The organism is Micromonospora sp. MH99 (assembly GCF_021442385.1).
In the GTDB taxonomy this organism is placed as follows: Bacteria; Actinomycetota; Actinomycetes; order Mycobacteriales; family Micromonosporaceae; genus Micromonospora.
In genome coordinates, this window is sequence record NZ_MUZA01000010.1 from 1 (window position 1) to 23,534 (window position 23,534).

At 71.6% G+C, this 23,534-nt stretch carries 20 protein-coding genes and 3 tRNA genes; 15 read left to right on the plus strand and 8 right to left on the minus strand.

Features of this window, described 5'->3' with window-relative positions:
- Positions 1–173 precede the first annotated feature (173 nt).
- From B0E54_RS07670 to B0E54_RS07685, 4 genes are read left to right on the plus strand one after another with little or no spacing between them, the layout of a single operon-like run.
- The gene (locus B0E54_RS07670) at positions 174–1,646 is read left to right on the plus strand and encodes an SCO6880 family protein (RefSeq protein WP_234582571.1); all 1,473 of its coding nucleotides are present in this window, start codon (positions 174–176) and stop codon (positions 1,644–1,646) included.
- Between the two features lie 12 nt (positions 1,647–1,658).
- Complete coding sequence (locus B0E54_RS07675; RefSeq protein ID WP_234582572.1) at positions 1,659–3,122, plus strand: ATP/GTP-binding protein; 1,464 nt, start codon at positions 1,659–1,661, stop codon at positions 3,120–3,122.
- Positions 3,119–4,921, plus strand: coding sequence for a type IV secretory system conjugative DNA transfer family protein (locus B0E54_RS07680; protein WP_234582573.1), 1,803 nt, complete (start codon positions 3,119–3,121; stop codon positions 4,919–4,921). Before B0E54_RS07675 ends, B0E54_RS07680 begins: the two co-directional genes overlap by 4 nt.
- Complete coding sequence (locus B0E54_RS07685; RefSeq protein ID WP_234582574.1) at positions 4,918–5,430, plus strand: DUF4913 domain-containing protein; 513 nt, start codon at positions 4,918–4,920, stop codon at positions 5,428–5,430. The genes B0E54_RS07680 and B0E54_RS07685 overlap by 4 nt, the downstream gene beginning before the upstream one ends.
- 33 nt (positions 5,431–5,463) lie before the next feature.
- Here the strand turns inward: B0E54_RS07685 and B0E54_RS07690 are convergent, their stop codons facing one another.
- On the minus strand, positions 5,464–6,687 hold the full coding sequence (locus B0E54_RS07690) for a PQQ-binding-like beta-propeller repeat protein (RefSeq protein ID WP_234582575.1): 1,224 nt from the start codon (positions 6,685–6,687) through the stop codon (positions 5,464–5,466).
- A 426-nt stretch (positions 6,688–7,113) separates the two neighbouring features.
- On the opposite strand from B0E54_RS07690, the gene B0E54_RS07695 reads away from it, so the two are divergent.
- The 6 genes from B0E54_RS07695 (at position 7,114) to B0E54_RS07720 (ending at position 13,146) form a co-directional block, all read left to right on the plus strand.
- Positions 7,114–7,440: a hypothetical protein gene (locus B0E54_RS07695; RefSeq protein WP_234582576.1), complete on the plus strand. Its 327-nt coding sequence runs from the start codon at positions 7,114–7,116 to the stop codon at positions 7,438–7,440.
- Positions 7,441–7,581: 141 nt separating this feature from the next.
- Positions 7,582–8,898 (plus strand): glycosyltransferase family 4 protein, encoded by a 1,317-nt coding sequence (locus B0E54_RS07700; protein WP_234582577.1) that lies wholly within the window; start codon positions 7,582–7,584, stop codon positions 8,896–8,898.
- Complete coding sequence (locus B0E54_RS07705) at positions 8,895–10,220, plus strand: hypothetical protein (protein ID WP_234582578.1); 1,326 nt, start codon at positions 8,895–8,897, stop codon at positions 10,218–10,220. Before B0E54_RS07700 ends, B0E54_RS07705 begins: the two co-directional genes overlap by 4 nt.
- Positions 10,217–11,125 carry a hypothetical protein gene (locus B0E54_RS07710; RefSeq protein ID WP_234582579.1) on the plus strand — a complete coding sequence of 303 codons (909 nt, stop codon included), beginning with the start codon at positions 10,217–10,219 and terminating at the stop codon, positions 11,123–11,125. Before B0E54_RS07705 ends, B0E54_RS07710 begins: the two co-directional genes overlap by 4 nt.
- Before the next feature lie 3 nt (positions 11,126–11,128).
- Positions 11,129–12,550, plus strand: a complete 1,422-nt coding sequence (locus tag B0E54_RS07715; protein ID WP_234582580.1) for a hypothetical protein — start codon at positions 11,129–11,131, stop codon at positions 12,548–12,550.
- 26 nt (positions 12,551–12,576) lie between these two features.
- Positions 12,577–13,146 carry an NUDIX domain-containing protein gene (locus tag B0E54_RS07720; RefSeq protein ID WP_234582581.1) on the plus strand — a complete coding sequence of 190 codons (570 nt, stop codon included), beginning with the start codon at positions 12,577–12,579 and terminating at the stop codon, positions 13,144–13,146.
- Between the two features lie 112 nt (positions 13,147–13,258).
- On the opposite strand, the gene B0E54_RS07725 is transcribed toward B0E54_RS07720, so the two are convergent.
- Positions 13,259–13,331, minus strand: a tRNA-Arg gene (locus B0E54_RS07725).
- A gap of 35 nt (positions 13,332–13,366) precedes the next feature.
- Positions 13,367–13,457, minus strand: a tRNA-Ser gene (locus B0E54_RS07730).
- A gap of 146 nt (positions 13,458–13,603) precedes the next feature.
- Here B0E54_RS07730 and B0E54_RS07735 point away from each other — a divergent pair.
- Positions 13,604–15,034 (plus strand): hypothetical protein, encoded by a 1,431-nt coding sequence (locus tag B0E54_RS07735; RefSeq protein ID WP_234582582.1) that lies wholly within the window; start codon positions 13,604–13,606, stop codon positions 15,032–15,034.
- On the opposite strand, the gene B0E54_RS07740 is transcribed toward B0E54_RS07735, so the two are convergent.
- Positions 14,995–15,765 (minus strand): CPBP family intramembrane glutamic endopeptidase, encoded by a 771-nt coding sequence (locus B0E54_RS07740; RefSeq protein WP_234582583.1) that lies wholly within the window; start codon positions 15,763–15,765, stop codon positions 14,995–14,997. The two genes, B0E54_RS07735 and B0E54_RS07740, sit on opposite strands and share 40 nt — an antisense overlap.
- 144 nt (positions 15,766–15,909) lie before the next feature.
- Between B0E54_RS07740 and B0E54_RS07745 the strand changes: the two genes are divergently transcribed.
- Entirely contained in the window at positions 15,910–17,025 is a 1,116-nt protein-coding gene (locus tag B0E54_RS07745) for a globin domain-containing protein (RefSeq protein ID WP_234582584.1), read from the plus strand.
- A gap of 69 nt (positions 17,026–17,094) precedes the next feature.
- Here the strand turns inward: B0E54_RS07745 and B0E54_RS07750 are convergent, their stop codons facing one another.
- On the minus strand, positions 17,095–18,624 hold the full coding sequence (locus B0E54_RS07750; RefSeq protein ID WP_234582585.1) for a peptide deformylase: 1,530 nt from the start codon (positions 18,622–18,624) through the stop codon (positions 17,095–17,097).
- Positions 18,625–18,956: 332 nt separating this feature from the next.
- On the opposite strand from B0E54_RS07750, the gene B0E54_RS07755 reads away from it, so the two are divergent.
- Positions 18,957–19,739 carry an IucA/IucC family C-terminal-domain containing protein gene (locus tag B0E54_RS07755; protein ID WP_234582692.1) on the plus strand — a complete coding sequence of 261 codons (783 nt, stop codon included), beginning with the start codon at positions 18,957–18,959 and terminating at the stop codon, positions 19,737–19,739.
- Between the two features lie 44 nt (positions 19,740–19,783).
- Here the strand turns inward: B0E54_RS07755 and B0E54_RS07760 are convergent, their stop codons facing one another.
- Complete coding sequence (locus B0E54_RS07760; RefSeq protein ID WP_234582586.1) at positions 19,784–21,613, minus strand: hypothetical protein; 1,830 nt, start codon at positions 21,611–21,613, stop codon at positions 19,784–19,786.
- A 211-nt stretch (positions 21,614–21,824) separates the two neighbouring features.
- Here B0E54_RS07760 and B0E54_RS07765 point away from each other — a divergent pair, with 211 nt between their 5' ends.
- On the plus strand, positions 21,825–22,535 hold the full coding sequence (locus B0E54_RS07765; protein WP_234582587.1) for a bifunctional 2-polyprenyl-6-hydroxyphenol methylase/3-demethylubiquinol 3-O-methyltransferase UbiG: 711 nt from the start codon (positions 21,825–21,827) through the stop codon (positions 22,533–22,535).
- 64 nt (positions 22,536–22,599) lie between these two features.
- Here the strand turns inward: B0E54_RS07765 and B0E54_RS07770 are convergent, their stop codons facing one another.
- On the minus strand, positions 22,600–23,142 hold the full coding sequence (locus B0E54_RS07770; RefSeq protein ID WP_234582588.1) for a YbhB/YbcL family Raf kinase inhibitor-like protein: 543 nt from the start codon (positions 23,140–23,142) through the stop codon (positions 22,600–22,602).
- A 143-nt stretch (positions 23,143–23,285) separates the two neighbouring features.
- Between B0E54_RS07770 and B0E54_RS07775 the strand changes: the two genes are divergently transcribed.
- Positions 23,286–23,441 (plus strand): hypothetical protein, encoded by a 156-nt coding sequence (locus B0E54_RS07775; RefSeq protein WP_234582589.1) that lies wholly within the window; start codon positions 23,286–23,288, stop codon positions 23,439–23,441.
- A gap of 3 nt (positions 23,442–23,444) precedes the next feature.
- Here B0E54_RS07775 and B0E54_RS07780 read toward each other — a convergent pair.
- Positions 23,445–23,534 (minus strand) — tRNA-Ser (locus tag B0E54_RS07780).

The window sequence follows — 23,534 nt, forward strand, 5'->3', positions numbered from 1 at the left end:
GGGGGTGCCGCAGCCGGCGGGGGTGCGGCAGCGGCCGGCGGACTGGCCGCGGCCGCTGGCCCAATCGCCGCCGGCGTCGTGGTCGGGCAGGCCGCCGCGAAGGCCGGCCCGGACGCGATCAGGAAGATCGGTGGTGCTGCTGCGGGCGCGAGCGGACCGACGGGAGCTGAGCAGTGACGACGACCGCAGCGCCGCCGAACCCGTCGCAGCAGCGCGCCTACGGCAACTGGCGCCGTGGCGTGTCGGCCGGGCTGTTCGGCCTGGGCACCATCGGCACGCTGATCATGTTCGGCCTGGCCCTGCTGACCGTGTTGATGCTCGCCGTGTCGCTCGTGGCCGCCCTGCTGACCGCGCTGTGCGGTGCTGCCGTCCTGGTCCCGCTGGCCATCCGCGTCAACGGGCGCACCGGACTTCAGGTCATGGCGGCACGGTTCGCGTGGTGGCGAGGGCGTTCACGACGACAGCACCTGTACCTGTCCGGCGTGGCCTCGAAGGTGACGCAGACACACCAACTGCCCGGCATTCTGGCCCGTTCGCAGATCTACGAGGTCGAGACGGGCCGCTCCGGGCGCATCGGCGTGGTGGTCATCCCACAGTCGCGGCACTACACCGTCACGCTGCGCTGCTACCCCGAGGGCATGGACCTGGTCGACCAGAGCGCCATCGACGCGCGTGTGGCACACCTGGCCGCCTGGCTGTCCAACCTCAGCCGTGAACCGGGCCTGGTGCAGGCCGCGGTCACCGTGGAGAGCACCCCGGACCCGGGCACGCGGCTGGCCACGGAGGTCAACGACACCATGTCGCCGCAGGCGCCGGAGCTGGCCCGCCAGGTCCTCCAGGAAGTGGTACGCAGCTACCCGGCCGGGTCGGCGACAGTGGAGACCCGGGTCTCGCTCACCTACACGCTGCCTCCGAACCGGCGGCAGCTCTCGCACGAGGACATGTGCCGGGAGGTCGCCGCCCGGCTGCCGAACCTGCACTCCGGGCTCTCGGCCGCCGGCGGCGGCGGCGTACGCCCGATGATGCCGCGGTCGCTCGTCCGGGCCGTACGCGCCGCGTACGACCCCGGCACGAGCATCGAACTGTCGCGTACCCCGGACCTGGACCTCACCTGGGAGAACGCCGGCCCGGTCTCGGCGCGGGAGAGCTGGGACTACTACCGCCACGACTCCGGGGTCTCGAGGACCTGGGGCATGGTCGAGGCTCCCCGCGGTGTCACCTTCGCCAACACGTTCGCCCGGCTGACCGACCCCGACCCGCAACTGCTGCGCAAGCGGGTGTCACTGATCTACCGGCCGTACTCGCCGGCCGAGTCGGCCAAGCTCGTCGAAGCGGACAAGCGCGACGCCCGGTTCAACGCCACGAAGAAGTCCCAGGCCACCGCCCGGGACCTGGCCGACCTCAACGCGGCCGAGCAGGCCGCGCAGGAGGAGGCTTCCGGTGCCGGCGTCGTGCGCTTCACGGTGCTGGTCACCGCCACCGTCTCCTCGGTCGAGCAGCTCGACGAGGCGACCCGGATCGTCGACTCGCGGGCCGCCGAGGCGCGGCTCATGCTCCGCCCGATGTACGGGGCCCAGGCGGCGACCTTCGCCGCGACCCTGCCGACCGGGGTGGTGTTGCCCGTGCACGCCACCGTGCCGTTCTAGGAGGCGGACCTGATGCCCCGATCCGTCATCCCGATCCGACGTCCCACCCGGTTCGGCTACGCCGGCCCCGGCGGCGGCCGGGTGTCCTGGGTCGAGTCGCCCACCGAGTACCGCGGGACCACGGTGCAGGTGTGCGGCTTGTGGCCGTTCGGCACCGGCTCGTCCACCCCGACGATCGGCGCCCCGCTCGGCCGGCACCGCTACACCAACGCGACGGTGTGCTTCGACCCGATCTCCTGGTACGAACGTGCCAAGCTGATCAACAACCCGTCGGTGTGGATCCAGGCGGAACCGGCCATGGGCAAGTCCACAAGCGTGCGGCGGATGCTGCTGAGCCTGGTCGGGCAGGGCGTGACCCCGCTGATCCTGGGCGACCTCAAACCCGACTACGCCGAACTGGTCGCCGCGCTCGGTGGGCGGGTGCTGCGCGTGGGTCCCGGCCTGCACCGGATCAACCCGCTCGACATCGGCCCGTGGCAGCAGGTGCTGGCACACGTGCAGGACCCCAAGGAGATCGAGCAGCTACGTGCGGAGATCGTCGACCGTCGGCTCAACGCCGCCCTGGTGCTGGCGACCCTGACGCGGGGCGCTCCGCTCGCGTCGGACGAGATAACCGTGCTGGCGGCGGCGCTGCGTTACCTGACCGAGCGGGAGAGCACCGCCCAGCCGCTGTTGTCGGACGTGCTGCGGGTCATCGAAGAGGCACCCATGCAGGTGCGGTGGGTGACCCTGTGGCACGACGACCACGACCTGGACCGCTACCGCCTCGAGACAGAGAATCTGCGGCGTACGCTGCGGGCGCTGATCCACGGGCCGCTCGGCTCGACGGTCGAGGGCCACACCACCGCCTCGATCGAGCTCGACACCACCGCGCTGTGCGTGGACATCTCCGGCATCAGCGAGACCAACCAGGCCCTGACCGCCGCCACCCTGGTCACCACCTGGGCGGCCGGCTTCGGTCAGGTCGAGGCCGCGCACCGGATGGCCGACCTGGGACTGGCCCCGCCGCGGCGGTTCTTCCTGGTCCTGGACGAGATGTGGCGCGCGTTGCGGGTCGGGCACGGCATGGTCGACCGCATCGACGCGCTGACCCGCCTGAACCGTTCCAAGGGCACCGGCACCGCGTTCATCACCCACTCGCTGGGCGACCTGCAGGCTCTGCCGAACGAGGAGGACCGCGCCAAGGCCCGCGGCTTCGCCGACCGGTGCGCGGTGCTCATGATCGGCGCCTGCTCGGAGCAGGAGCTCGACGCCGTCGCGCGGGTACGGCCCCTGTCGCAGGCCGAACGCAGCGAGGTGCTGTCGTGGTCGGCGCCGCCGTCGTGGACGACCGGGCCGGAGGACGAAGAGGTCCTGATCGGCCGCGGAAACTTCCTGATCAAGGTCGGGACCAGGCCCGGCATCCCGGTGCACCTGGAGCCCACCGAGATCGAGAAACAACTGGGCAACACCGACTTCCGTTGGAAGCGCACATGAGTCGAGCAGTGGGACCTGGCGGAAGCAGCGACTCCTCGGGCCTGATCGCCGGTGGCCTGGCCGTGCTCGCGCTGGCGGCGGCCGGGGCGGTGTGGCTTCCGTTGCGGCTGACCGAGCCACCCGGCTATCACGGCGAGGGCCTGTTCAGCGCCGCCGCGGCGCTGATCTCGGGCCGGATCACGTGGACCGTCGCGTGCACCCTGGTGGCCGTCGGAGAGGTGCTGGTGGTGGCGGCGCTGGCAACCGGTGTGCTGCTGCTGACCAAGGGGCGCCGGCTCCGGGGCAGCCGGGTCGACGAGGCCGCGCGGCACATGGCCCGCCGCGGCGACCTGAAGCACCTGAGCCCGGACGGGGTCACCGCGTCCGCGAAGCGGCTGCGGGCCAGCCTGGCCGACGCCGGCACCATCGCCCCCGACGACGCCGGCGTCCTCATCGGACGCACCGTGGCCGGCGGTATGGAGCTGCGGCAGTCCTGGGAGGACATGGCCGTCGACATCTGGGGGCCCCGCACCGGTAAGACGACCGCCCGTGCGATCCCGGCCACCGTGTCCAACCCCGGGCCGACACTGGTCACCAGCGTCAAGGGCGACATCATCGACGCCACCCGGGAACTGCGCGCGACGCGCGGCGAGATCTGGGTGTTCGACCCGCAGCAGGTCTGGGGTCAGCCGCAGCAGCTGTGGTGGAACCCGCTCGGCGGGATCGCCACCATCACCGACGCGCGCCGGCTGGCCGAGCACTTCGCCTCGGCCGAGCGTGAGCCGGGCATGCAGCGCGACGCGTTCTTCGACCCCAGCGCCGAGGAGCTGGTGGCCAATCTGCTGCTGGCGGCCGCGGTCGGCGGCCGGTCCATCCTCGAGGTGTACCGATGGGCGGTGAACCCGCGCGACGAGTCGCCGGCGGACATCCTCACCGGTGCGGGCTTCCAGTTGCCCGCCGACTCGATCATCGGTGTGGTCAACATGCCGGACCAGACCCGCGGCGGCGTCTACGCCGGCGCGCAGAAGATGCTCATGTGCCTGACCGAGCCGAGTGTCACCGCCTGGGTCAGCCCGCCGACCTCGTCGACGATCCGGGAGTTCCGCCCCGAGACCTTCGTGGCCACGTGCGACACCGTCTACCTGCTCAGCCAGGGCGGTCCCGGCTCACCGGCGCCACTGATCGCCGCGCTGACCGACGCCGTGTTGCGGGCGGGGGAGCTGCGCGCCCGCGCCTCGCCGGGCCGGCGCCTCGACCCGCCGCTGATGTCGGTGCTCGACGAGGCGGCAAACATCTGCCGCATCCGCCAACTGCCGGCGCTGTACTCCTACTACGGCTCGCACGGCCTGCCGATCATCACCGTGCTGCAGTCGTACGCTCAGGGCATCGACGTGTGGGGTCGCGAAGGGATGCGCAAGCTGTGGTCGGCGGCGAACGTGCGCACCTACGGCGGTGGCGTCGCGGACCCGGAGTTCCTCGAGGAGCTGTCCCGCCTCATCGGTGAGCACGACGTCATGACCCGTTCCACGTCGACAAACGGCTCCGGCTTCGGTCAGCAGTCCGTGTCGCGGCAGACCCGCCGCCAGCGGGTGCTCGACGTCGCGGAGCTGCACGCGCTGCCCCGGGGCCGGATGGTGGTGTACAGCTCCGGTGCGCCGCCGGTGCTGGCCCGCACCGCCCCCTGGCAGACCGGTCCGTACGCCGAGGCCATCAAGGCATCCATCGCCCGTTGGGACCCGGACAGCCGGAACGACTGGAGTCTCAAGGCCGACAACCCGCAAGTGCAGTCGTTCGACAACCCCGTGCAGGAGCCGCGATGACCACGCCCACCGGCCAGAGCGATTCGGAGAGGGCCGTGGCCGAGCTGTCCGCACTCCTGGAGCGGTTGTCCGGTGCCCTGCCGCGCGGCGACACGCAGCCCGAACCGCAGGCAGCCGCGGGCGCTGCCGCACAGCCGCCGCAGGCCGTCGACGAGGTGCCGGAGCCGGCGTTCCGCAACCTCGACGACTTCATGCGGCTGTATCTGGCCGAGGTCGTCGAGCGCCGCGTCCTGAGCGGGCCCAAGAGCGGCATCTACTGGTGCGACAGGTGGTGGGCGCACCCGGAGGCGATCTCGCGCTTCTACGCGATGTGGCGCGAATGGGAGAAGGCCCGCATCGACGACACCATGAGCACCTGGTGGCTGCACCACCTCGATCCGCACCTGATGACCATGACGACCGAGTACGGGCCGTTCGCCAAATGCGAACCTGGCCGGCACACCGAGCCCAAGACCCTGCCGGCCGTCGCCGCTCCGCGTTCGGTCCTCGATCAGCTGCCCGAGGGCTGAGCGCCGGGACGGCCCCACCGCGGCCCGTACCGGCTAGCCGAGGGCCGGGTGGAACGCCAGCGCGGTGCTGTCCGACGGGCCGGCGGCGAGGCCCCCGTGAACCGTGACGGCCACCGGAGCCACCCCGGGCGACACTTCCCTGTCCGTGCCGGTGCGCGCGTCGAGGACCACTGCGGCGTCGTTCACCGTGCCGTAGACCGCGCCGTGCCACGCCGCTGTCATCCGCGGGGCGCGGCGACCCGTCGCGGGCAGCTGCCACAGGTCGTCTCCGGAGGTGGAGTCCAGGGCGAACAGCGGCTGTGAGTTGCCGATCGCGCACACCGTGACCGCTGCCTCGTCGTAGGAGCAGCGCAGCCCCGCCCCGTACTCGCCCTTCGTGCGGTTGACCAGGGTGCCGTCCTTCTTGATGAGCGTGTAGAAACGCTTGCCGTCGGTCTGCTTACCCACCGCGACGATGAAGGACGGGCCGCCGGCGGCGAGTTCGGCGTCGGCGACCGAGAGCGCCGACCAGCGCTTGGCGCCGTCGAGCAACGCGAGTCCGGTGATGGACCGGCGGTAGCCGGCGTCCGGGGCGGTGAGGCCGACGACGGTGTCCCCCAGCAGTGCCGAGGCGTCGAAGTCGTTGTCGCGCCAGAGGGTGCTGCCGGTGCTGACGTCGACGGCCACCGTCACCTGCTTACCGATGCCGAGCACCACGGCGGAGCCGCGACCGCCGATCGCGCGGACGTAGTCGCGGGAGACCAGGCTGAAGTCGCCCTCGGCCGGTTTGGCGTCCACCGTGATGGTCTTCGTCAGCCGGCCGTCGGTCGCATCGATCACGAGCAGCTCGACGGCCTGCCGGGCCGCGACGGTGCCGGAGGCGGGGATCTCCACCGCGTACGGCACGACCACCGCGGGCCGTCCGGAGAGGTCGAGCAGCACGGGCCGGTGCCCGGCGGCGGCCGGGTTGCGGGTGATCGGTGACTGCTCCGGCGTGAGCACCGACAGGCGGCGTCCGCTGCCCACCTCCACCACTGTGGTCTGGGCGTCACCGGCCATGAACGCTGTGGTGCCGTGCAGGAGCACGTCGCCGGGGCGGGCCTCGCCCAGCGCGGTACCGGTGGGCGAGAACCGGGTCGGCGGGTCGAACGTCGGCATCGACGGGGTGGCGGCGGTGGCCGACGCGGCTGGCGGTGACGGCGGGTCGTCCTTGCTGCACGCGGCGGTCGTCGCCGCGAGCGCAACAATCACCGCCGCCGTCTGGAGCCGCACTCTCACCACTGGATCCCCGTCTCCCGCGATCGTCCCCGGCGCCGAAGCATAGCAACGGGCATCGATCAGAAGGGTGTTCGCCGAGGTCCGCTGCCGTGTCGGCCGGTCGACGAGGGCCGGATCGGCGGTGACGCCGCTGCGCTGGCTTTCCGGCCTGTCGTGAGTGGACAGGTCGATCTATGCTCAGCTCTGCACGCACCGTGAGCGGATTCGGCAGCTGGCCACCGCAGGGGCGTGCCGGTGCAGTCGTGCGTTCGGGGGAGGGCGCCGCATGAGTCTGCTGTGCGTGGACCGCTGGGGCGCCACCGGTGCTGCCGCACGCCGCCAGCCTCGTCCTGCCAGTCGCGTCGATGAGCGTCCCATGAGCTACGAGGCCATGACCTTCCCCCCTGGCGTAAGGATGTTGGACATGGAGGCAACAAGGTGACGAAGGTGTCGGATTCCTGGGGATGCATGCTCAGCACGCACCGATACCGCTGGAACGAGCGGGACGAATCGGTACGGGAGAACCTCACCTTCGCGGAACAGGCCGCCCTGTCCCGCAGGACGTTGGCGGGCGAGGGCGACGCCGAGCCACCGCGACCCGTCGAGATCGCCAGCACCGAGGCGCTCGTGGCCGCGTCCCTGCTCCGGGAGTTGTCGGCCCGGCTCCGCCACGACGTCACCACCGACGCGGTGAGCACGGACGCCGTGCAACTGGCCGACGTGGCCGACGAACTCGTCGCCCGGCTCTACGCAGCGACGGGAATGCGTGGCTGACCTTCGCCACCACCGCGCGCAGGTCCCGCGCAGATTGGCGTACGCCTCGGCGACATGGACCCGGCGCGACCGCGCGCCGGATGGTTCCGGTGCCCTGACCGCCGACCAGGTATCCGCAGACACCAGAAGAGGGCAGCAGAGATGACAGTGCCATTGCCGCCGGCCCGGGCGGAGGCGCAGACCCGGCCGTTGAACGTGCTCACGCTGTGCGACAAGTGGATCGGCGGCGGCCCGATCGCCGTCAACCGGGAGATCTCCATAGCGCTCGCGGAGCTCGGGCACCGGGTGACTACCCGGGTGAGTGTCCCCTCGCCGTCGCATCCCCTGGTCGACATCCAGGTGCTCGACCCGGTCCCCGGGGTGTCCGACACGCGGGCGCAGTTGCTCCGGGCGGACCGGCTGCCGGCGGACGTCGACGTCATCATGGGCCACGGCCGATTCTCCGGTGGGGCGGCCTCCTACCTGCGCGACAACTTCTACCCGCACGCGAAGGTGGTGCACTTCGTCCACGTGACGGCGGACGAGATGGACCGCGGCCGCGGCGAACCGTTGGAGTCGAACCAGCACACCGAGACCGAACGCGCCCTGGTGTCCCGTGCCGACCTGGTGGTCGGGGTGGGCCCGCTGCTGACCGACGAGGGCCGCCGCCTGGCCCGGATGTGTGAGAAGCCGCCCCCGGTGGTGCAGATGACGCCCGGGGTGATCCTGGAGACGCCACCCCGGTACGACCCCGAGCAGACCCGGCTGAACCTGCTGGTCTTCACGCGTACCGACGACCGCCTCAAGGGGGCCGACATCGCCGCGGCCGCGGTGGGCGAACTGCACAAGCGCGGCATGGACGTACGGCTGACGATGCTGGGGGCGCACAAGTCCGACGTCGCGGAGCAGGAACGCGTGCTGTCCGACATCGCCGGCTTCCCGGTCCGGGTCCGGGGTTACACCTCCGACCCGAGCGTCATGGCCGCCGAACTCCGTGGGGCGGACATGGTGATCCACGCGGCACGGCACGAGGACTTCGGCCTGGCCCCACTGGAGGCCGCCGGGCACGGTGTGCCTGTCCTGGTCGGGAACCACACCGGAGTCGGGATGTTCCTCGGCGACCCGAAGGAGGTGCCTGCGGCTCTGGGCGCACCGTCGGTGGTGAACACCCGGGGAACCTCGGAGGCGACACTGCCCACCGTGTGGGCCGACCACGCCGAGGCCGTCCTGAAGGATCTGCCGGAGGCCCGGCGTCGGGCCACCGACCTGCGGGAGCACCTCGGGCAGAACCACACCTGGCGACACGCCGCCGAAGGGGTTGTCGAGAACATCCGGACCCTGGCGCCACCCACGCGCAGCACCACCGCCGCCGCGACTGCCGCGTTGCAGGTCGCTCACCAGCAGACTCGTCCGCCGGCCGTGGCGCCCCGCCGGCCGCAGGGATGGCAGGAGGCCTTCCGGCCGGGACGCGGCCGGTGAGCGAGACGGGACCCGGTGGCGACGCGGTGAAGCCGTGGTTGTTGCTCGACATCGACGGGGTCCTCAACCCCACCGGGGACCACGCCGACCGTGGCTTCACACCCCACGACCTGGACGGCCACCAGGTGCAGCTCAGCCCCGAGCACGGGCTGATGCTGAACGCCCTCGACCGTGAGGGACTTGTCGATCTGCGCTGGGCGACGACCTGGAACGATGCCGCGAACGCCTACGTCGCGCCCATCGTCGGCCTGGCTGACCCGCTGCCCGTCCTGGTCATCGACCGGGCTCTGGCCGGCCCGGTGCCGTTCGGCGTGAACTGGAAGGCCGCGAGCGTGCTGGCCGAGGCGGACGGCATGCCGTTCGCCTGGCTGGACGACTTCTTCACGGACCCCGACCGGCGGTGGGCCGAGGCGCGTGTCCTCGACACGGGCGTACCCACGCTGCTCGTGCCGATCGACCCAGCGGTCGGGTTGCTCCCCGACCACCTCGATCAGGTGCGCTCATGGGCCCGAAGCGCCTGCGGTCCCGGAGTCCTCACCGGCGCGGACCTTCTGGAGCGTACGCCGCACCTGGCGGCCGACCCGGTGTCGCGGGAACGGGCGGAATGGTTCGCGCGCACCTGCAACGCCCTGCCCGGCGAGGCGGCCGGCCTCGACCGGAGGGACCTCACCGTCTCGCTGTGGGACCGCTGCGCGACAGCGGTCACGGCCGAGCACAGCGGTGAGCCGCACGGGGTACGCCCCACCGACGAGTTCGTTCGCCAGTCCTTCCGCCGGTTCCTTCGCGGCGACGGCGCGGCAGCGATGGTCTGGGCCGACCGGGCGGCCCTGCGGGCCACCCACCCCGAGCGCGGTGCCGTGGCGCACGCCCAGGACTCGTACCGTCTCGTTCTCGAGGACCCAGCCGACCGCGACGCCGGCCGGCGGATCCAACTGCTTGTCGATTCCGCAGTGGCCGACCTCGGTATCAGCCCGGACATCCAACGCACCCACCGTTCGGTCCTGATCGGATCGCCCGGCCCGCTCGTGCAGGTCTCCGTCCGCGCGGACCGCGACGACACCTCCAGTGACCTGACCGTCGCCTTCGGTCACGGCGGTCGCGCCGAACGGGTCCCGTACGATCAGCTGTTACGCGACGGTCCGGACGCTCTGTTCGAGCGGGTCGCGGGAGTGGCCAGGTCCGTGGCGGAGATGCAGGAGCGCCGGCCCGCCGCCGTCGCCTACCTGCCCAGGCCCGCCGCGCGCCGGCAGCAGCAGCCGCACCAGTCGACACCGGCGGTGCGTCCACAAACGTCACCACAGCCAGCAAGGGGCAGGCGATGACATCGGAAAGTCCGAGGCACGAGGGCGGTGCCATCGATGAGGCCCGGCAGGACTACGAAGCTCTGAGCGCGGTCGGCGAGCTGTTCCCCGGCACCGCACTCGCGGAGAGCAGCAGGCAGCTCGGGCGGGGCGGTGACTGGCCGGAGAACCTGAGCGAAACCCCGCTCGTCATCGACGCCGCCTCTGCCTGGGGGCCGGGCACCGTCCTCGCGGTGGCGGCCGCCGCGCGCGCCGTCCCGCAGCTCGCCCTGGTGCTGGTGGCCGACGAGTCGGCCCGGTCGGCGGCACGTCGCCTCCTGGACGCTGCTGGCCGCGCCGAGGTCACTGTCGTGAACCGGCCCCCCGACGTGCCGTCAGTCGTCCGGTCCGCCTGCGGCGACAGCGGGCAGCCGATCCGCTGGGTCAGCTTCGGAGAGCCTCTCCGCCTTGCGCAGCTGATCCAGCATGATCCGGACCTCGCCGGCCGGTTGCGTGTGACGCAGGCGGCGGGCAGCGGAGTACCGGCGAGCGCCACGGCCGCCCGTACGGTGCTGAACGCGGTGCGGGAGAGGCGGCTCGCCGCGCTCGACCTGGTGCTCAGCGGGCCGGGCGACGCCGGGCCGTCCATCGACGGCAGCCGCCGCCAGGCCATGGCGCTGGCCGAGGCGCTGGACGACACTGTCGACAGGTCGGATGCGGCAGCCGTGCTCAGCGACTCCGTCGCCCTGAGCGCCGCCGTGATGTTGCCCTTCGTCGACGTGGATCAGGCGGGCACCGAGGTCGACGGCGAGGGCGTCTTCCAGCGCGGCCACGACGGGGTCCGCCTGTGGTGGGGGACCGTCGAGGAGTACGACCCGCTGGTCCGCTGGCTCACCCGGGTCGTCGAGCCGTCGTCAACGGCGTCGCGGCCCGACCGAGGGGAGTGACAGGTGTCGGCCACCGAGGATTTCTCCGGCCTCGACGCGATCTACGAGGCTTACGGGCTGGAGTCGGCGGGCGACCGTTCGGCGGTCGCGGAGGCGTACGCCGTCTTCCGTGAGCACCACGGGCCCTATGTCACCTCCATCGCCACGGAGATGCTGGATGACCTGCGGGCCTCCGTCGACGCCGACCCGAACACGCGGGTCGTCTTCGTGGGACGGGACGGCTTCAGCCTCGGCGTGGCCGTCCGTGCGCTGGACCCTGACTTCTTCGACGCGCACTGCCACAACGTGGTGCTCTCCCGGGCACTCGCCGAGGCCGCGGTTCAGGACAAGGAGAAGAACAGCGGGGCCGAGTACCCACAGCTCCAGCCTTACCGGGAGATCTCCAAGTCGGTCGACGACCGGGACATCGACGGCGCCTACCAGCGACTCACCCGGTACCTGCGGGGGAACGGCATTCCGGTGGGCAAGGAAGGCAGCAGCGTCACATTCGTCGACAGTTGTCTGAAGGGGACGATTCAGGAACTGTGCGCCGCGGTCTATCCCAAGACCGAGTTCACCGGTCGATACATGTTCTACTACGGCATCGAAGGTGATCCGCATCCCGGGAGCAAGAAGGGATATGCGCTGCACCGCGAGGGTGGCATCGGCGGAGGCCTGAAGACGCTCCCGGACGACCCCGCTCTCACCTTCGGCAGCATCCCGGCGATCCGCGTCATCGAGAACGCGTTGCAGGGCCCGTTGAGCAGTCCGAAACGGATCAAGGACGACGCGCCCGACCAGACACGCCTGATTGACACCCCGGACCGGACGTGGGGATGCAATCCCGTGCTGGTCGCCGAGCCCTACCGCACTCCCGCTGTGCGCGAAGCCAGCAAGGTCGCGGCGTTGCTCGCCGTCCACGACAGCGCGGTGGACGTCAGGAACGGTACCCCGCTCGACACCGCTGCGGTGCGTGAGCAGTTCACCACGCAGGTGCGTTCCTGGATCAACCGCAGTGACGACGTGGAGCCGGGACTGAACCGGATCCTGGACAGCTTCGTCCACCGCGACGACCACCGCCTCGTCCGCCGCCTGGACGACCTCATGCACGAGGCACGTCTTCCCGAGGACACCCGGACCCAGTTCTGGACGAAGTTCGACGAGGTCACCTCGATGGACGACAAGAAGAACTTCATCGAGCAGTTCCGGAACGTGACCCAGCGGGGTCCTGACGTCGGGCCGCCGCGCGGGGAGATCGACGCCCCGCACCGCCGCGCCGAGAAGGGCCAGCCGTGGCTGCAGGGCATCGCACCCGCGGCGGGCGGCGCGGTGCCTCAGGTGCCTCCCCAGCGGGCACGGCCGTCCGGCAGCAACGCTCCGGGGCGGATCTCCGGCGGTACGCGGCACACCGGGCGGCCCCGGCGGCCCGACGCTCCGAGCCGCTGACCCCTCAGACAGGAAGGGCCTCGCCAATGCCTATCGAGTCCGGCCTCGCCGCCGCGTACCCCCGGCTGTGCGCCCCACAGCGGTGGGAATGGGGTGGCCTCGACGCCCAGTTCAGCACCGAAGCACCGGCGGACGCGCTGGTCACCAACGTGCACGTCGTCGGGTTCAGCGGCGACCAGGTCATCCTGTGCCGCGACGACCGCGACGTGTGGTTCCTCCCCGGGGGCACGCGCGAACCCGGTGAGAGCGTCGCGGACTGCGTCGGGCGGGAGCTGCTGGAGGAGGCGGGCGCGGTCCTCACCAGCCCGCTGACCCTGGTGGGCGCGCACCACTGCGTCACCGACCGCCCGCTGCCGTACCGGCCGCACCAGCCGCATCCGGAGAAGGCCTGGCTGTGGTGCACCGCGGACGCCTCGATCGTCCAGGCACCGACGATGCCGGAGAACGCGGAACAAATCGTCGAGGTCCGCGCGGTGCCGGTCCCCGAGGCCGCCGTGTTGCTGCTCACCGATCAGCCCTGGCTTCCCGACCTGCTCATGCTCGCCGTGGAGACGCGCAGGCGCACCGAGCATGGTGGTGATGTCGCCGCCCGATAGCGCCAGTCCGTGCGGTACGCGAAGCCCGCGAGCGGCAGGCGGGCGCACACAGAACAGCCCCCTGGTGGACGATTGTCGATGATCAGGGGGCTGTTTAACTGCTCAAACTCTGTGCGCCCGAAGGGACTCGAACCCCTAACCTTCTGATCCGTAGTCAGATGCTCTATCCATTGAGCTACGGGCGCTCGTGCTCAGCCAGTGTACACACCCGGCTTTCGCGCGGAGACTCCGGGATTCGAACCCGGGAGGGGCTTTAAGACCCCAACCGCATTAGCAGTGCGGCGCCATAGACCAGACTAGGCGAAGTCTCCCTGGTGATCCGCAGACCACCGCGCCCGAGGATACAGGTCGCCACCCACCGGGAGCAAAACGACTTCCGGTGTACGACCGCCAGTGCTCCCCGCCGCCTGTGCCGCCTCCCTGTGCGACGGTGTGATCGGGACTACGCTCCATCGATATGCAGGAGCAGCAGCCGCCCAGCGAGCCGACCCGCCAAGAGCCTGCTGACCGAGCGCGCAGGCGCTCTCCGCGGGCCACTTTCACCCCGCCCGCAGCCGCCGAGCAGACGGCGGAGAAGACCGAGCCGACGTCCGGGCCGGCGGCGGCTCCCGCGCCACCTGGGCAGCGTCCTCGACGGCCCCGACCCGCCCCGGCGGTGCTGTTCCAGCCACCGGAGCCGGAGCGGGTCCTGCCTCGACAGCCGGGCAGCAGCGAGCCGGTTCCGCCGGCCGAGGTGACAACACCGACCGGGCCGACCCGTCCACCGCAGCCGGTGACGCCGCCCGCACCGGGCGAACCGGCCGGGACCACCAAGCCGGCCGCGACGCGCCGGCCGGACGAGGCGTCCAGCGCGGCGCAGGAGGACGGGCCGGTGCCTGGAGCCGGCCCACAGCAGCCGGCGAACCCGTCGAAGCGGACGCCGCGCGCCACCTCCGCGCGTCCGGCGAGCACCCGCAGGAAGGCCCCGGCCGGCGATGTGACGGCCACGACACCGCCCCCGGCCACCTCCGCCCCGACGACCACCCCGACCAGACGCACCGCCACACCTGCCAGGAGCACCCCCACACCGGCCAAAAGCACCGCCGCACCGGCCAAGCGCGCGGCCGCCCCTCGCAAGACCGCCGCGTCGAAGAAGGCCGCACCCCCGGCCGAGCAGTCGCCGCCGATGATCATCACCGCCCCGGCGACGGGGCGGTCGATGGCGGTGCCGGCGTCGGGGCGTACCCCGGAATCGGATCTGCGGGCGGTGATCGCCCGCCTGCGCGACCACCCGGGCTTCGCACCGGAGCTGCTGGCTCTGGAGGCGGTGCGGGCGCTCGGTCCGGGCGCCGCCGAGTGGGCCGAGCGGCTGCGGGCCCGCTATCCGGACGCTCCGGCGGACGGCGTGGCGCGGCTGGCGACCCGGCGGTACGTGCGGGCGGCGGGCGCGGGTGGGGCGGCGTCCGCGCTGGCGGGGCTCTTCGCGCCGCTGGCGGAGTTGGGCTCGGTGCTCTGGACCCAGTCGAACCTGGTGCTGCACCTGGCGGCGGCGTACGGCCGGGACCCGGCGCATCCCGACCGGGCGGCCGAACTGCTGGTGTTGACCCAGGTGCATCCGGACGCGGCGAGCGCCGAGGCGGCGTTGGCCGGTGCGCGGGCGGCGCACGAGCCGGTGGAGGGGACGTGGCCGAGGGCGGCGGAGGCGGCGTGGCGACTCGCGGCACCGCTCACCGCGCAGGCCGGAGGGTGGGTTGCGCTGCGGTTGGCGTCCCGGCTGTTGCCGGGCGCGGCGGTGGTCGCCGCCACGTTGGGCGACGCCGCGGCGACCGATCGGCTCGCTGCCCGCGCGATCGCTGCCTACCGGCCGCGTCAGAGCCAGCTGAACCAGTCGCGGGGCAGCAGCGCGTAGCCGACGAAGGCGACCACGTCGAGCACTGTGTGCGCGATGATCAGCGGTAGCACCCGCCGGGTACGCAGGTAGAACAGGCTGAAGATCACGCCCATGATCGCGTTGCCGACGAACGCGCCGAAGCCCTGGTAGAGGTGGTAGCTACCGCGTAGCAGCGCGCTGGCGGCGACGATCGCGGCGAGCCGCCACTGGAGTTGGCGCAGCCGGGTGACCAGATAGCCGACCACGATCACCTCCTCCAGCACGGCGTTCTGCACGGCGGAGAGGATCAGCACCGGAACCGCCCACCAGACGTGCGGCAGGGCCGCCGGCACCAGCGTGGCGTTGATGCCGAGCTGTGCCGCCGCCCAGAACAGCGCCAGGCCGGGCAGGCCGATCAGCGCGGCCAGGCCGGCACCCCGGGCCAGGTCCTGGCCGGGCCGCCGCGCGTCCAGGCCGAGGGTCCGCGCCGGGTCGCCGGGGTCGCGGCTGAGCAGGTGTACGGCGAGCAGCACGGGCAGCAGCGCGAAGACGATGCCGAGGAGCTGGTACGTCAGGTCGAGCCAGGGTCGGGCCGACGCCGAGGTGTTCAGTGCGGCGGTCTGCTTGGAGAGCGGCCCCTCGGCGGTCAGCTTCGCGATGATCGAGACCACCGCGTAGACCGCGGACTGGCCGAGGGAGAGGCCGAGGACCAGCAGCGTCTCGGTCCCCAGTACTCGGCGGGACACCGGGCGGGTCAGCTCAACGGTCACCGCACCACTCTGCCCGACGGACGGCACCGGGGGCACGGCCGATCGGCCGGCGTGAACCGATCGCACATTCTGTGCGACCGGTGAGCACGCTCCGTGGAGATTCTATGAGCGCCCGATCCGCTGCCGTCTGGAGAAGGAGCACCGGTGGACAACGTCGCACGGTTGCTGAAGGAGAGCTGGACCCTCGTCGAGGAGGACCGGGAGCGGCTGAGCGGGCACTTCTACGCCCGGCTGTTCCTGCTCGACCCCACCCTGCGGCAGCTCTTCCCAGTGCAGATGAACGGCCAGGGTGACCGCCTGCTGGAAGCGATCATCACGGCGATCCACACCGTGGACGACCCGGAGAGCTTCGACGAGTTCCTGCGTGCGCTGGGCCGGGACCACCGCAAGTACCACGTCGACGACAAGCACTACGCGACGATGGGCGTCGCGCTGCTGGACGCGCTGCGCAGCACCGCTGGCGACGGCTGGAATCTGGAGTACGACCAGGCGTGGCGGGACGCGTACGCGGCGATCGCGGCGAAGATGACGGCCGGGGCGGCCGACGACGACAACCCGCCGTTCTGGCACGCCGAGGTGTTGACCCACGAGCGGCACGGCCCGGACATCGCCGTGCTGACCTGCCGGGCCCTGCAACATCCGCTGTCCTGGCGGGCGGGCCAGTACGTCAGCCTGGAGCTGCCCCGCTTCCACCCGAGGGTGTGGCGGAACTACTCGGTGGCGAACGCCCCGAACGACGACAACGTGCTGGAGTTCCACGTGCGGAGCCCCGGCGCGGGTTGGGTGTCCGGGGCGCTGGTGCGCCGCGTACAGCCGGGGCACCTGCTGCGCCTGGCGGCGCCGATGGGGTCGATGACCCTGGACCGCTCCTCCGAGCGGGACATCCTCTGCGTGGCCGGTGGCGTCGGGCTGGCGCCGATCAAGGCGCTGGTCGAGGAGTTGGCCAGCTACAACCGGACCCGCTGGGTGCACGTCTTCTACGGCGCCCGGCACGCGACGGACCTGTACGGGCTGGCCGGCCTGCAGGAGTTGGTGGCCGCGCACCCGTGGTTGTCGGTCACGGCGGCGTGCAGCGACGATCCCGACTTCGACGGCGAGTTGGGCGACATCCCGGACGTGGTGGCCCGGTACGGCCCGTGGACGACGCACGACTGCTACGTCTCCGGGTCGGCGCAGATGGTTCGGTCGACACTGCGGGTGCTGGCCGCCGACGAGGTGCCGCCGCCGAACATCCGCTACGACACGTTCGGCGATCTCTAGACGTTCCTCCCCCCACACCGGGGCGCGTGCCCCTGCCCCCTGGGGCACGCGCCCCGGCCCCCGCCCTGGTCAGTAGCGCCAGGGCTGGCCGGTCTCCCGGTACTCCTCCACCGGCACCAGCGGCACGCCGGGTGCCATCCGGTCGACGTAGAGCCGCCCTTCCAGGTGGTCGATCTCGTGCGCGACGAGCCGGGCCATGCCGAACTCGAACGACGTGATGATCCGGCTGCCGTCCCACTGGGCGTGTTCCACGTCGAGTCGCAGCGGTCGGGGCACCAGACCGCGATGGTCGAAGAAGGAGAGGCACCCCTCGTACTGCTCGTCGGTCTCCGGGTCGGCGTCCACCACCCGGGGGTTGAGCAGGACCACCGGTTCCGCCGACCGGTCGGGGGGCCGGACCACTGCGGCGGCACGGCCGATGCCGAGCTGCGGTGCGGCGATGCCCACTCCCTTGCTGAACGGGTGCAGCTCGTCGAGCCGGGACAGCGCCATGGTGAGTCGGTCCACGACGTCCCGGGCCACCTGTTCCTCGCCGGGCAGGTCGAACTGCCGGACCTGCTGGCGGAGCAGGTCGGCCCCGCGCTGGACGATGCCGATCCCGCGCATCCGCTCGCTGGGGCGGACCCGGGTGCCGCCGGGGCCGACGTCCGGGTCGCTGTCCGGCCGGGCCCGGAAGCGCCACTGCATCCGGTAGCGGGCGTTGAGCGGCGGGGCGTCGGTCTGCCAGTCGTAGATCGCCCGGTCGCCCTCGTCGCGACGCTGCGGCGCCGTCCGCAGCGGGCCCTCCTCCGCGGAGAGCGAGGTCTCCACGCCCCAGACCTGCGGGTCGAGGGCCGCCGGCAGGTCCAGGCGTACGGCGAGGTGCCGGGTGGGCAGCCGGACGGCCCGCTGGAACCAGGGGCCCCACTTCTCGTGCCCGACGCTGTACGCGTACTCGATGATGGCCCGGTCCCCGGGGTAGAGCGGGAAGCGCCGTTCCCCGTTCTCGAAGAGCAGCCAGATCTCCTTGAACGCGTCCCGGTCGTGTTTCGCCCGCCAGTGCATCGGCTCCGGGTCGCCGGCGTCGTCGTCGCGACGGGCCTGTAGTTGCAGCTCGGCGAAGGTGAGCGGGTGTTCCCGGTGGTGCCGGTTGGAGCGACCGGGGTCGTTCGGGTAGCGGTCCACCGCGACGCGGACGAGGTAGCGGGTGACCGGTTCGGTGCCGGCGTTGTAGAGCTCGCGGCGGATGACGCACCGGTAGGCGTCGTCGGTGTGGGTGAGGGTGGCCAGTTCCCGTTCGACGACGAGGCCGGTGCCGGGGGGCAGCCACTGACCGGGCAGCGGGGGCTCGCGGTGCGGTTGGCCGGAGCGGGCGTGCCGGAGGTCGTCGTACTCCCGGAAGCGCTGCCAGATCGCGCCGCTGGCCTCCAGGACGGCCTCGGCACGGCGGGCGAAGTCCTCGGTCGGGCGGTGTCGGCGGCCCTCGACGTGGCTGACGTAGGACGGGTCGAACCCCATCAGGATGGCCAGCTGCTTCTTGGACAGGCCCCGCCCGGCGCGCTGGCGGGCGAGCTCGGCCGCGAAGGAGTCGGCAGCCCGTTCGAGGGGTGACGTCGTCATCGGCTTCCTCGTGGCCGGGAGTATCAGTTTCACGTTCCGTGGCGAAGCGCACACGCATCTGCCACCTTGTCGACACAACGCTTGACAATCCACCGACGGTGATCGATCCTGCGGCGGCGTTTTCGGAGGCCGGGTGCGGGTAGTACGCCGGGGCGCGGAGCGCTGCTCCCGCCGGGAGCCGGAGTGACCCGGACCTCCCGATCCGACCGAGGCAAGGCTTCCCTTAGACCGCCAGGCGTGGTTAGGCTAGCCTTAGCTCAGGACGGCGCTGGTCGTCCGCCGGGGCATGCTCCCCGGTCACGCGGACGGGGGATGACACGGTGACAGCGGTGATGCCGAGGCGGGACGTGACCGCCACGCCGCTCGCCCCCGTCACCGCGGCGCTGCGGGCCATGTTCGGCACCGACGACCTTCCCGGTCTCGCCCGGGGCCTGCTTGTCGACGACGAGTTCGGTTGGGCGCCCGCCACCACCCTGATCGACGGCACCCGCCTGCCGGAGCTGCTGCACGCGGCAAGCGTCCGCTGGGGCGGCACCCCGCACGCCTGCGCCGCGCTGGCCTGGAAGTCGTACAGCTACTGGACGGCCCTGCCGGTCGTGCTCGGCTGGGCCTCGGCCCGCCGGGTGCCACTGCTCGACCCGTCCGACGTGCTGATCCACTTCGAGGACCACCGGCCCCTGCTCACACTGGGCCTGCGCCACGGCACCACAGTGGCCGTGCTGCCGAGCGACCCGCTGGCGCTCTCCGGCCTGCCGGAGGTACGCGTCGTCGCCGGCGAGGCCGAGTTGCTCGCCGAGCTGCGCGCCTCCCTGCTCGACGCCCACCTGGCGCCGCTGATCGCGGCGATCCAGGCGGAGGTGCGGGTGGGCACCCGGACGCTGCTCGGCTCGGTCGCCTCCGGCATCGCGCACGGCATCCTCCGGGCCGCGGACGCCCTGCCGGGCTCGACGGTGCAGAGCATCGACACCCTGCTCGGCGCGCTCGACCTGGCGGACCTGGTCGAGCTGGTGCCCGGCCCGACCGGTGAGCCGAGCGTGCAGCGACGCACCTGCTGCCTGGCCTTCACGCTGCCCAGCCCGAAGGTCTGCCAGGGCTGCTGCGTCCGCCAGGGCTGATCCCGCGCGTCCGACAAGGCTGATCCCGGCGTGTCCGGCCCCGCTCAGTCGGTCAGCGGCCGGACGTCCCACACCCAGACGCCGCCGGTGAAGACCGGTTGGATCCCGGTCAGCTCGGTCATTCCACGCCGCAGTTCCAGCTCGTGCTCGTGCGGCCCGAGGATCACCACGCCGGCCCGCCAGTAGCGCAGGTCGTCGACCGCGTTGACCCGACTCTGCGGGGTGATCGGCGGCACCGCGCCGGTCCGTCGGATGGTGGCGAAGAAACTGCTGGTGGGCCGGGGTGGCGCGGTGAACAGCGCGACCTTCGGCGGCTCCGCGCTCGGGCGGGTGTCCGGTCCGAGGAAGTAGCCCCGGGCCAGCGGCATGTCCAGTCGGGTCGCGGCGGACCAGCGCAGCGGCTCGGCGTAGTTGGTGTCCGGCAGCGGCAGGGTCACCACACTGCGCCCACCAGCCACGTACGGCCGCCAGGCCCCGCTGGTCACGAAGGTGGGGACCGGGTCCAGCTGGACCACCGGCAGCGGGGTGGGCAGGATCGGCAGCAGGGCCATCGTCAGCACGGTCGCGGTGGCGAAGCGGATCTGCGGGCGGGCGGCCGGGCGCGTACGGGCCAGTTCGCTGGCGCGTTCGGCGCCGTAGGCGAGCAGCACCCCGACGATCGGAGTGATCGCCAGCGCCCACCGGGTCGGCACCACCGAGTGCAGGATCGGCAGGTTCTCCAGCGCGGCCCAGGGCCCCGGCACGCCGGTGCCGTGACCGGCGAAACGGATCTCCCGCCCGAGTGAGAGCACCGTGAAGAGCAGCCCGAGCCCGGCCAGCGCGAGCACCACCACCGAGCGCCGCAGCCACCAGATGAGGGCGACCACCAGCACGAGCAGCGACCAGCCGAAGAAGCTGTTCTCCTCGGTCGGGTTCTTGGCCAGCCCGGCGGCGGTGCGCGGGCTGCCGGCCAGCGATTCCCGGGAGTACGCGACGAACGAGGCCAGGTCGCTGGAGTAGCCGCGGATCAGGCTGGACAGCCCGGAGTAGGCGCCGGGTCCGAAGAACTGCACATACAGCGGGTACGCCAGCAGCAGACCCGTGACCACTGCGGCGACGGCCAGGCCCGCGAGGAAGGACCGGGCCCGTGACCGCAGGGCGGGGCGGCCGATGGCCAGCGCACCGACGATCACGCCGAGCCCGATCGCGGTCATCAGCAGGATCTCCAGGTTGAGAAACGCCTGCCAGACGATCACCAGAGCGAGCAGCAGCCCGTTGCGCAACCAGCGGCCGGGGTCGGCGAGCCGCAGCGTACGCCAGATGATCAGTGGGACGACGAACTGCGACACGATGTTCGGGTGCCCGTTGGCGTGCGACACCATGGCCGGCGCGAACGCGCAGAAGCCCGCGCCCAGCCAGGCCGGCCCCCGGGCTCCGATCAGGACGCGGGAGAGCAGGAAGTACCAGGCGGTGGCGGTGGCGATCATTCCGAGGGTGAGAAAGAGCAGGAATGCCGCACGTGGCCCGAACAGCAGGGTGATCGGCGTCATTGGCAGCGAAATGGATAATACGGACGTATTTGCCATGAGGTTGACACCGTCGGGCACGTTCATCTGATCGGAATGGAACGGGTATGCGAAATGCGTGACCACTCGCGCACCGTGCGCCATCATCCATTCGAACTGTTGCTGGTCGGAGCGGTTGTCCCGCACTCCACTGCCCGGGTCCAACCAGAGGCGGCCGGTGACCCAGAAGGCGAGCACCACGAAGCTCAGCACGGCGGCCAGATCGGTCCACTTCCCGTTGCGGCGCAAGCGATCGCCGCCGCCGGCCTCCTCCACCGGCGACGCGGTGGCCGGGCCGTCGCCGGGCGCGTCCGGTTCGGGAGTAGTCATGACAATTCATAGGGTAGTCAGCGTATGGCGGCACCGTGACATGTTTCGGGGTACTGCCGTACTATGTGCCGGGTTCGCCGACCGCCGATCACGTGCCCACCCCCCGACCGCAATTCGGCCAACCGCTCCCCCGATTCTTCTGCCATCCAAGCGGATGATTCACTCTGTCGGTCCAGGCACGGGTCGAGTTCATATCGTGAGGAATCGACGCATGGCAGAAATCACTGGGGATCAGCGCGTCCAGTCCGAGGTGCTGGAGGGCCTGGCAACGGCCGTCAACCACCGCCGCTGGTTCGTCGAGCTGGCGGTGCCGTACCTCGGTGACGACCCGATCGAGATCGGCAGCGGCCTCGGTGACTACGCGCTGGAATGGTCGCAGCGGCTGCCCCGGTTCACCGCCACCGAGGCCGATCCCGACCGGCTGGTGCAGCTCAAGGAGCGCCTCGCCGAACAGCCCGGCATCGACGTCCGGCAGATGCTGCTCCCGCACAGCGACCGGGGGGACTACAGCGCCGCGGTTTCGTACAACGTCCTGGAGCACATCGAGGACCACGTGGGCGCGCTGCGCAGCATGCGCGACCTGGTCCGTCCCGGCGGCGCGGTGATCATCATCGTGCCGGCGTTCCAGTTCGCCATGAGCCCGGCGGACATCGCCACTGGCCACGTCCGCCGGTACACCAAGAAGACGCTCGGCACGGCCATGGCCGAGGCCGGTCTGACGGTGGAGAAGATCCACTACGCCAACGCGCTCGGGTTGATCGGCTACTTCATGGCCACCAAGGTCTTCCGGCTGATGCCGAAGGAGGGGCCGATGGTCAAGGTGTACGACACCCTCGTCCTCCCCGCCACCAAGGCCGCCGAGCAGGTCGTCCGACCCCCGTTCGGCCAGTCCGTCTTCGCGGTGGCCCGCGTCCCCGCCTGACCCACCCCGCCCCGCGATCTTGCACTCGACCGGGCACGGACAGTGCAAGATCGCGGGGTACGGCTCACTCCTTGATCTGGTACGTCGGGCGGATGACCGCCCTCGCCAGGGTGTGGAAGGTCAGGTTGAAGCCGACGTAGGCCGGGCTCGCGTCGGGGGTGAGGTCCAGACGGTCGACGTCCAGGGCGTGCACCGCGAAGACGTACCGGTGCGGGCGGTCACCGGGCGGCGGCGCCGCCCCGCCGTAGCCCTGCTCCCCGTAGTCGTTGCGGACCGAGAAGGCCCCGCCGAGGTCGGTGCCCGCCGCGCCGCCCGCGCCGCTGGGCAGCTGCGTGACGTTGACCGGCACGTTCACCAGCACCCAGTGCCAGAAGCCGCTGCCGGTCGGGGCGTCGGGGTCGTAGCAGGTCACGGTGAAGCTCTTGGTCTCGGCGGGGAAGTCCGACCAGGTCAGCTGCGGGGAGACGTTCTCACCACCGGTGCTGCCGTGGGCGTGCCGGGCGTCCATCGGCTCGCCGTTCTGCACGTCGTCGCTCGTCAGCGTGAACGAGGGCACGGTCGGCAGCAGCTCGTACGGGTCCGGGGCGATCGGTCGTTCGAGGGTCATCGGGACGGCGTCCTTCCGGTCTGGGCAGATACCTGCCCTTCATACCCCGTTCCGGGCCGACCAACGACCAGATGCGTCGGTTGTCCGGCGGCACCAGCCGGAGGCTATGGTTGGCAGCCCGCAACTTTCCACGGGGGGAATACTTGCTAGGGATCTGGCGCGACTTCCTGGTCGCCGTCGTCAGCGCGCTGCGTAAGCCGGACGAGCAGGCGCTCGCCGAGGAGCGCCGACGCGCGGTCGAGCGGCTCGCCGACGAGACGATCCGCCAGAACCGACGGACGGTCGACCCACCGGAGTAGCGGTGGCGGAGGGTGTGGGATTCGAACCCACGAAGACATCGCTGCCTTACCGGTTTTCAAGACCAGCGCCATCGGCCACTAGGCGAACCCTCC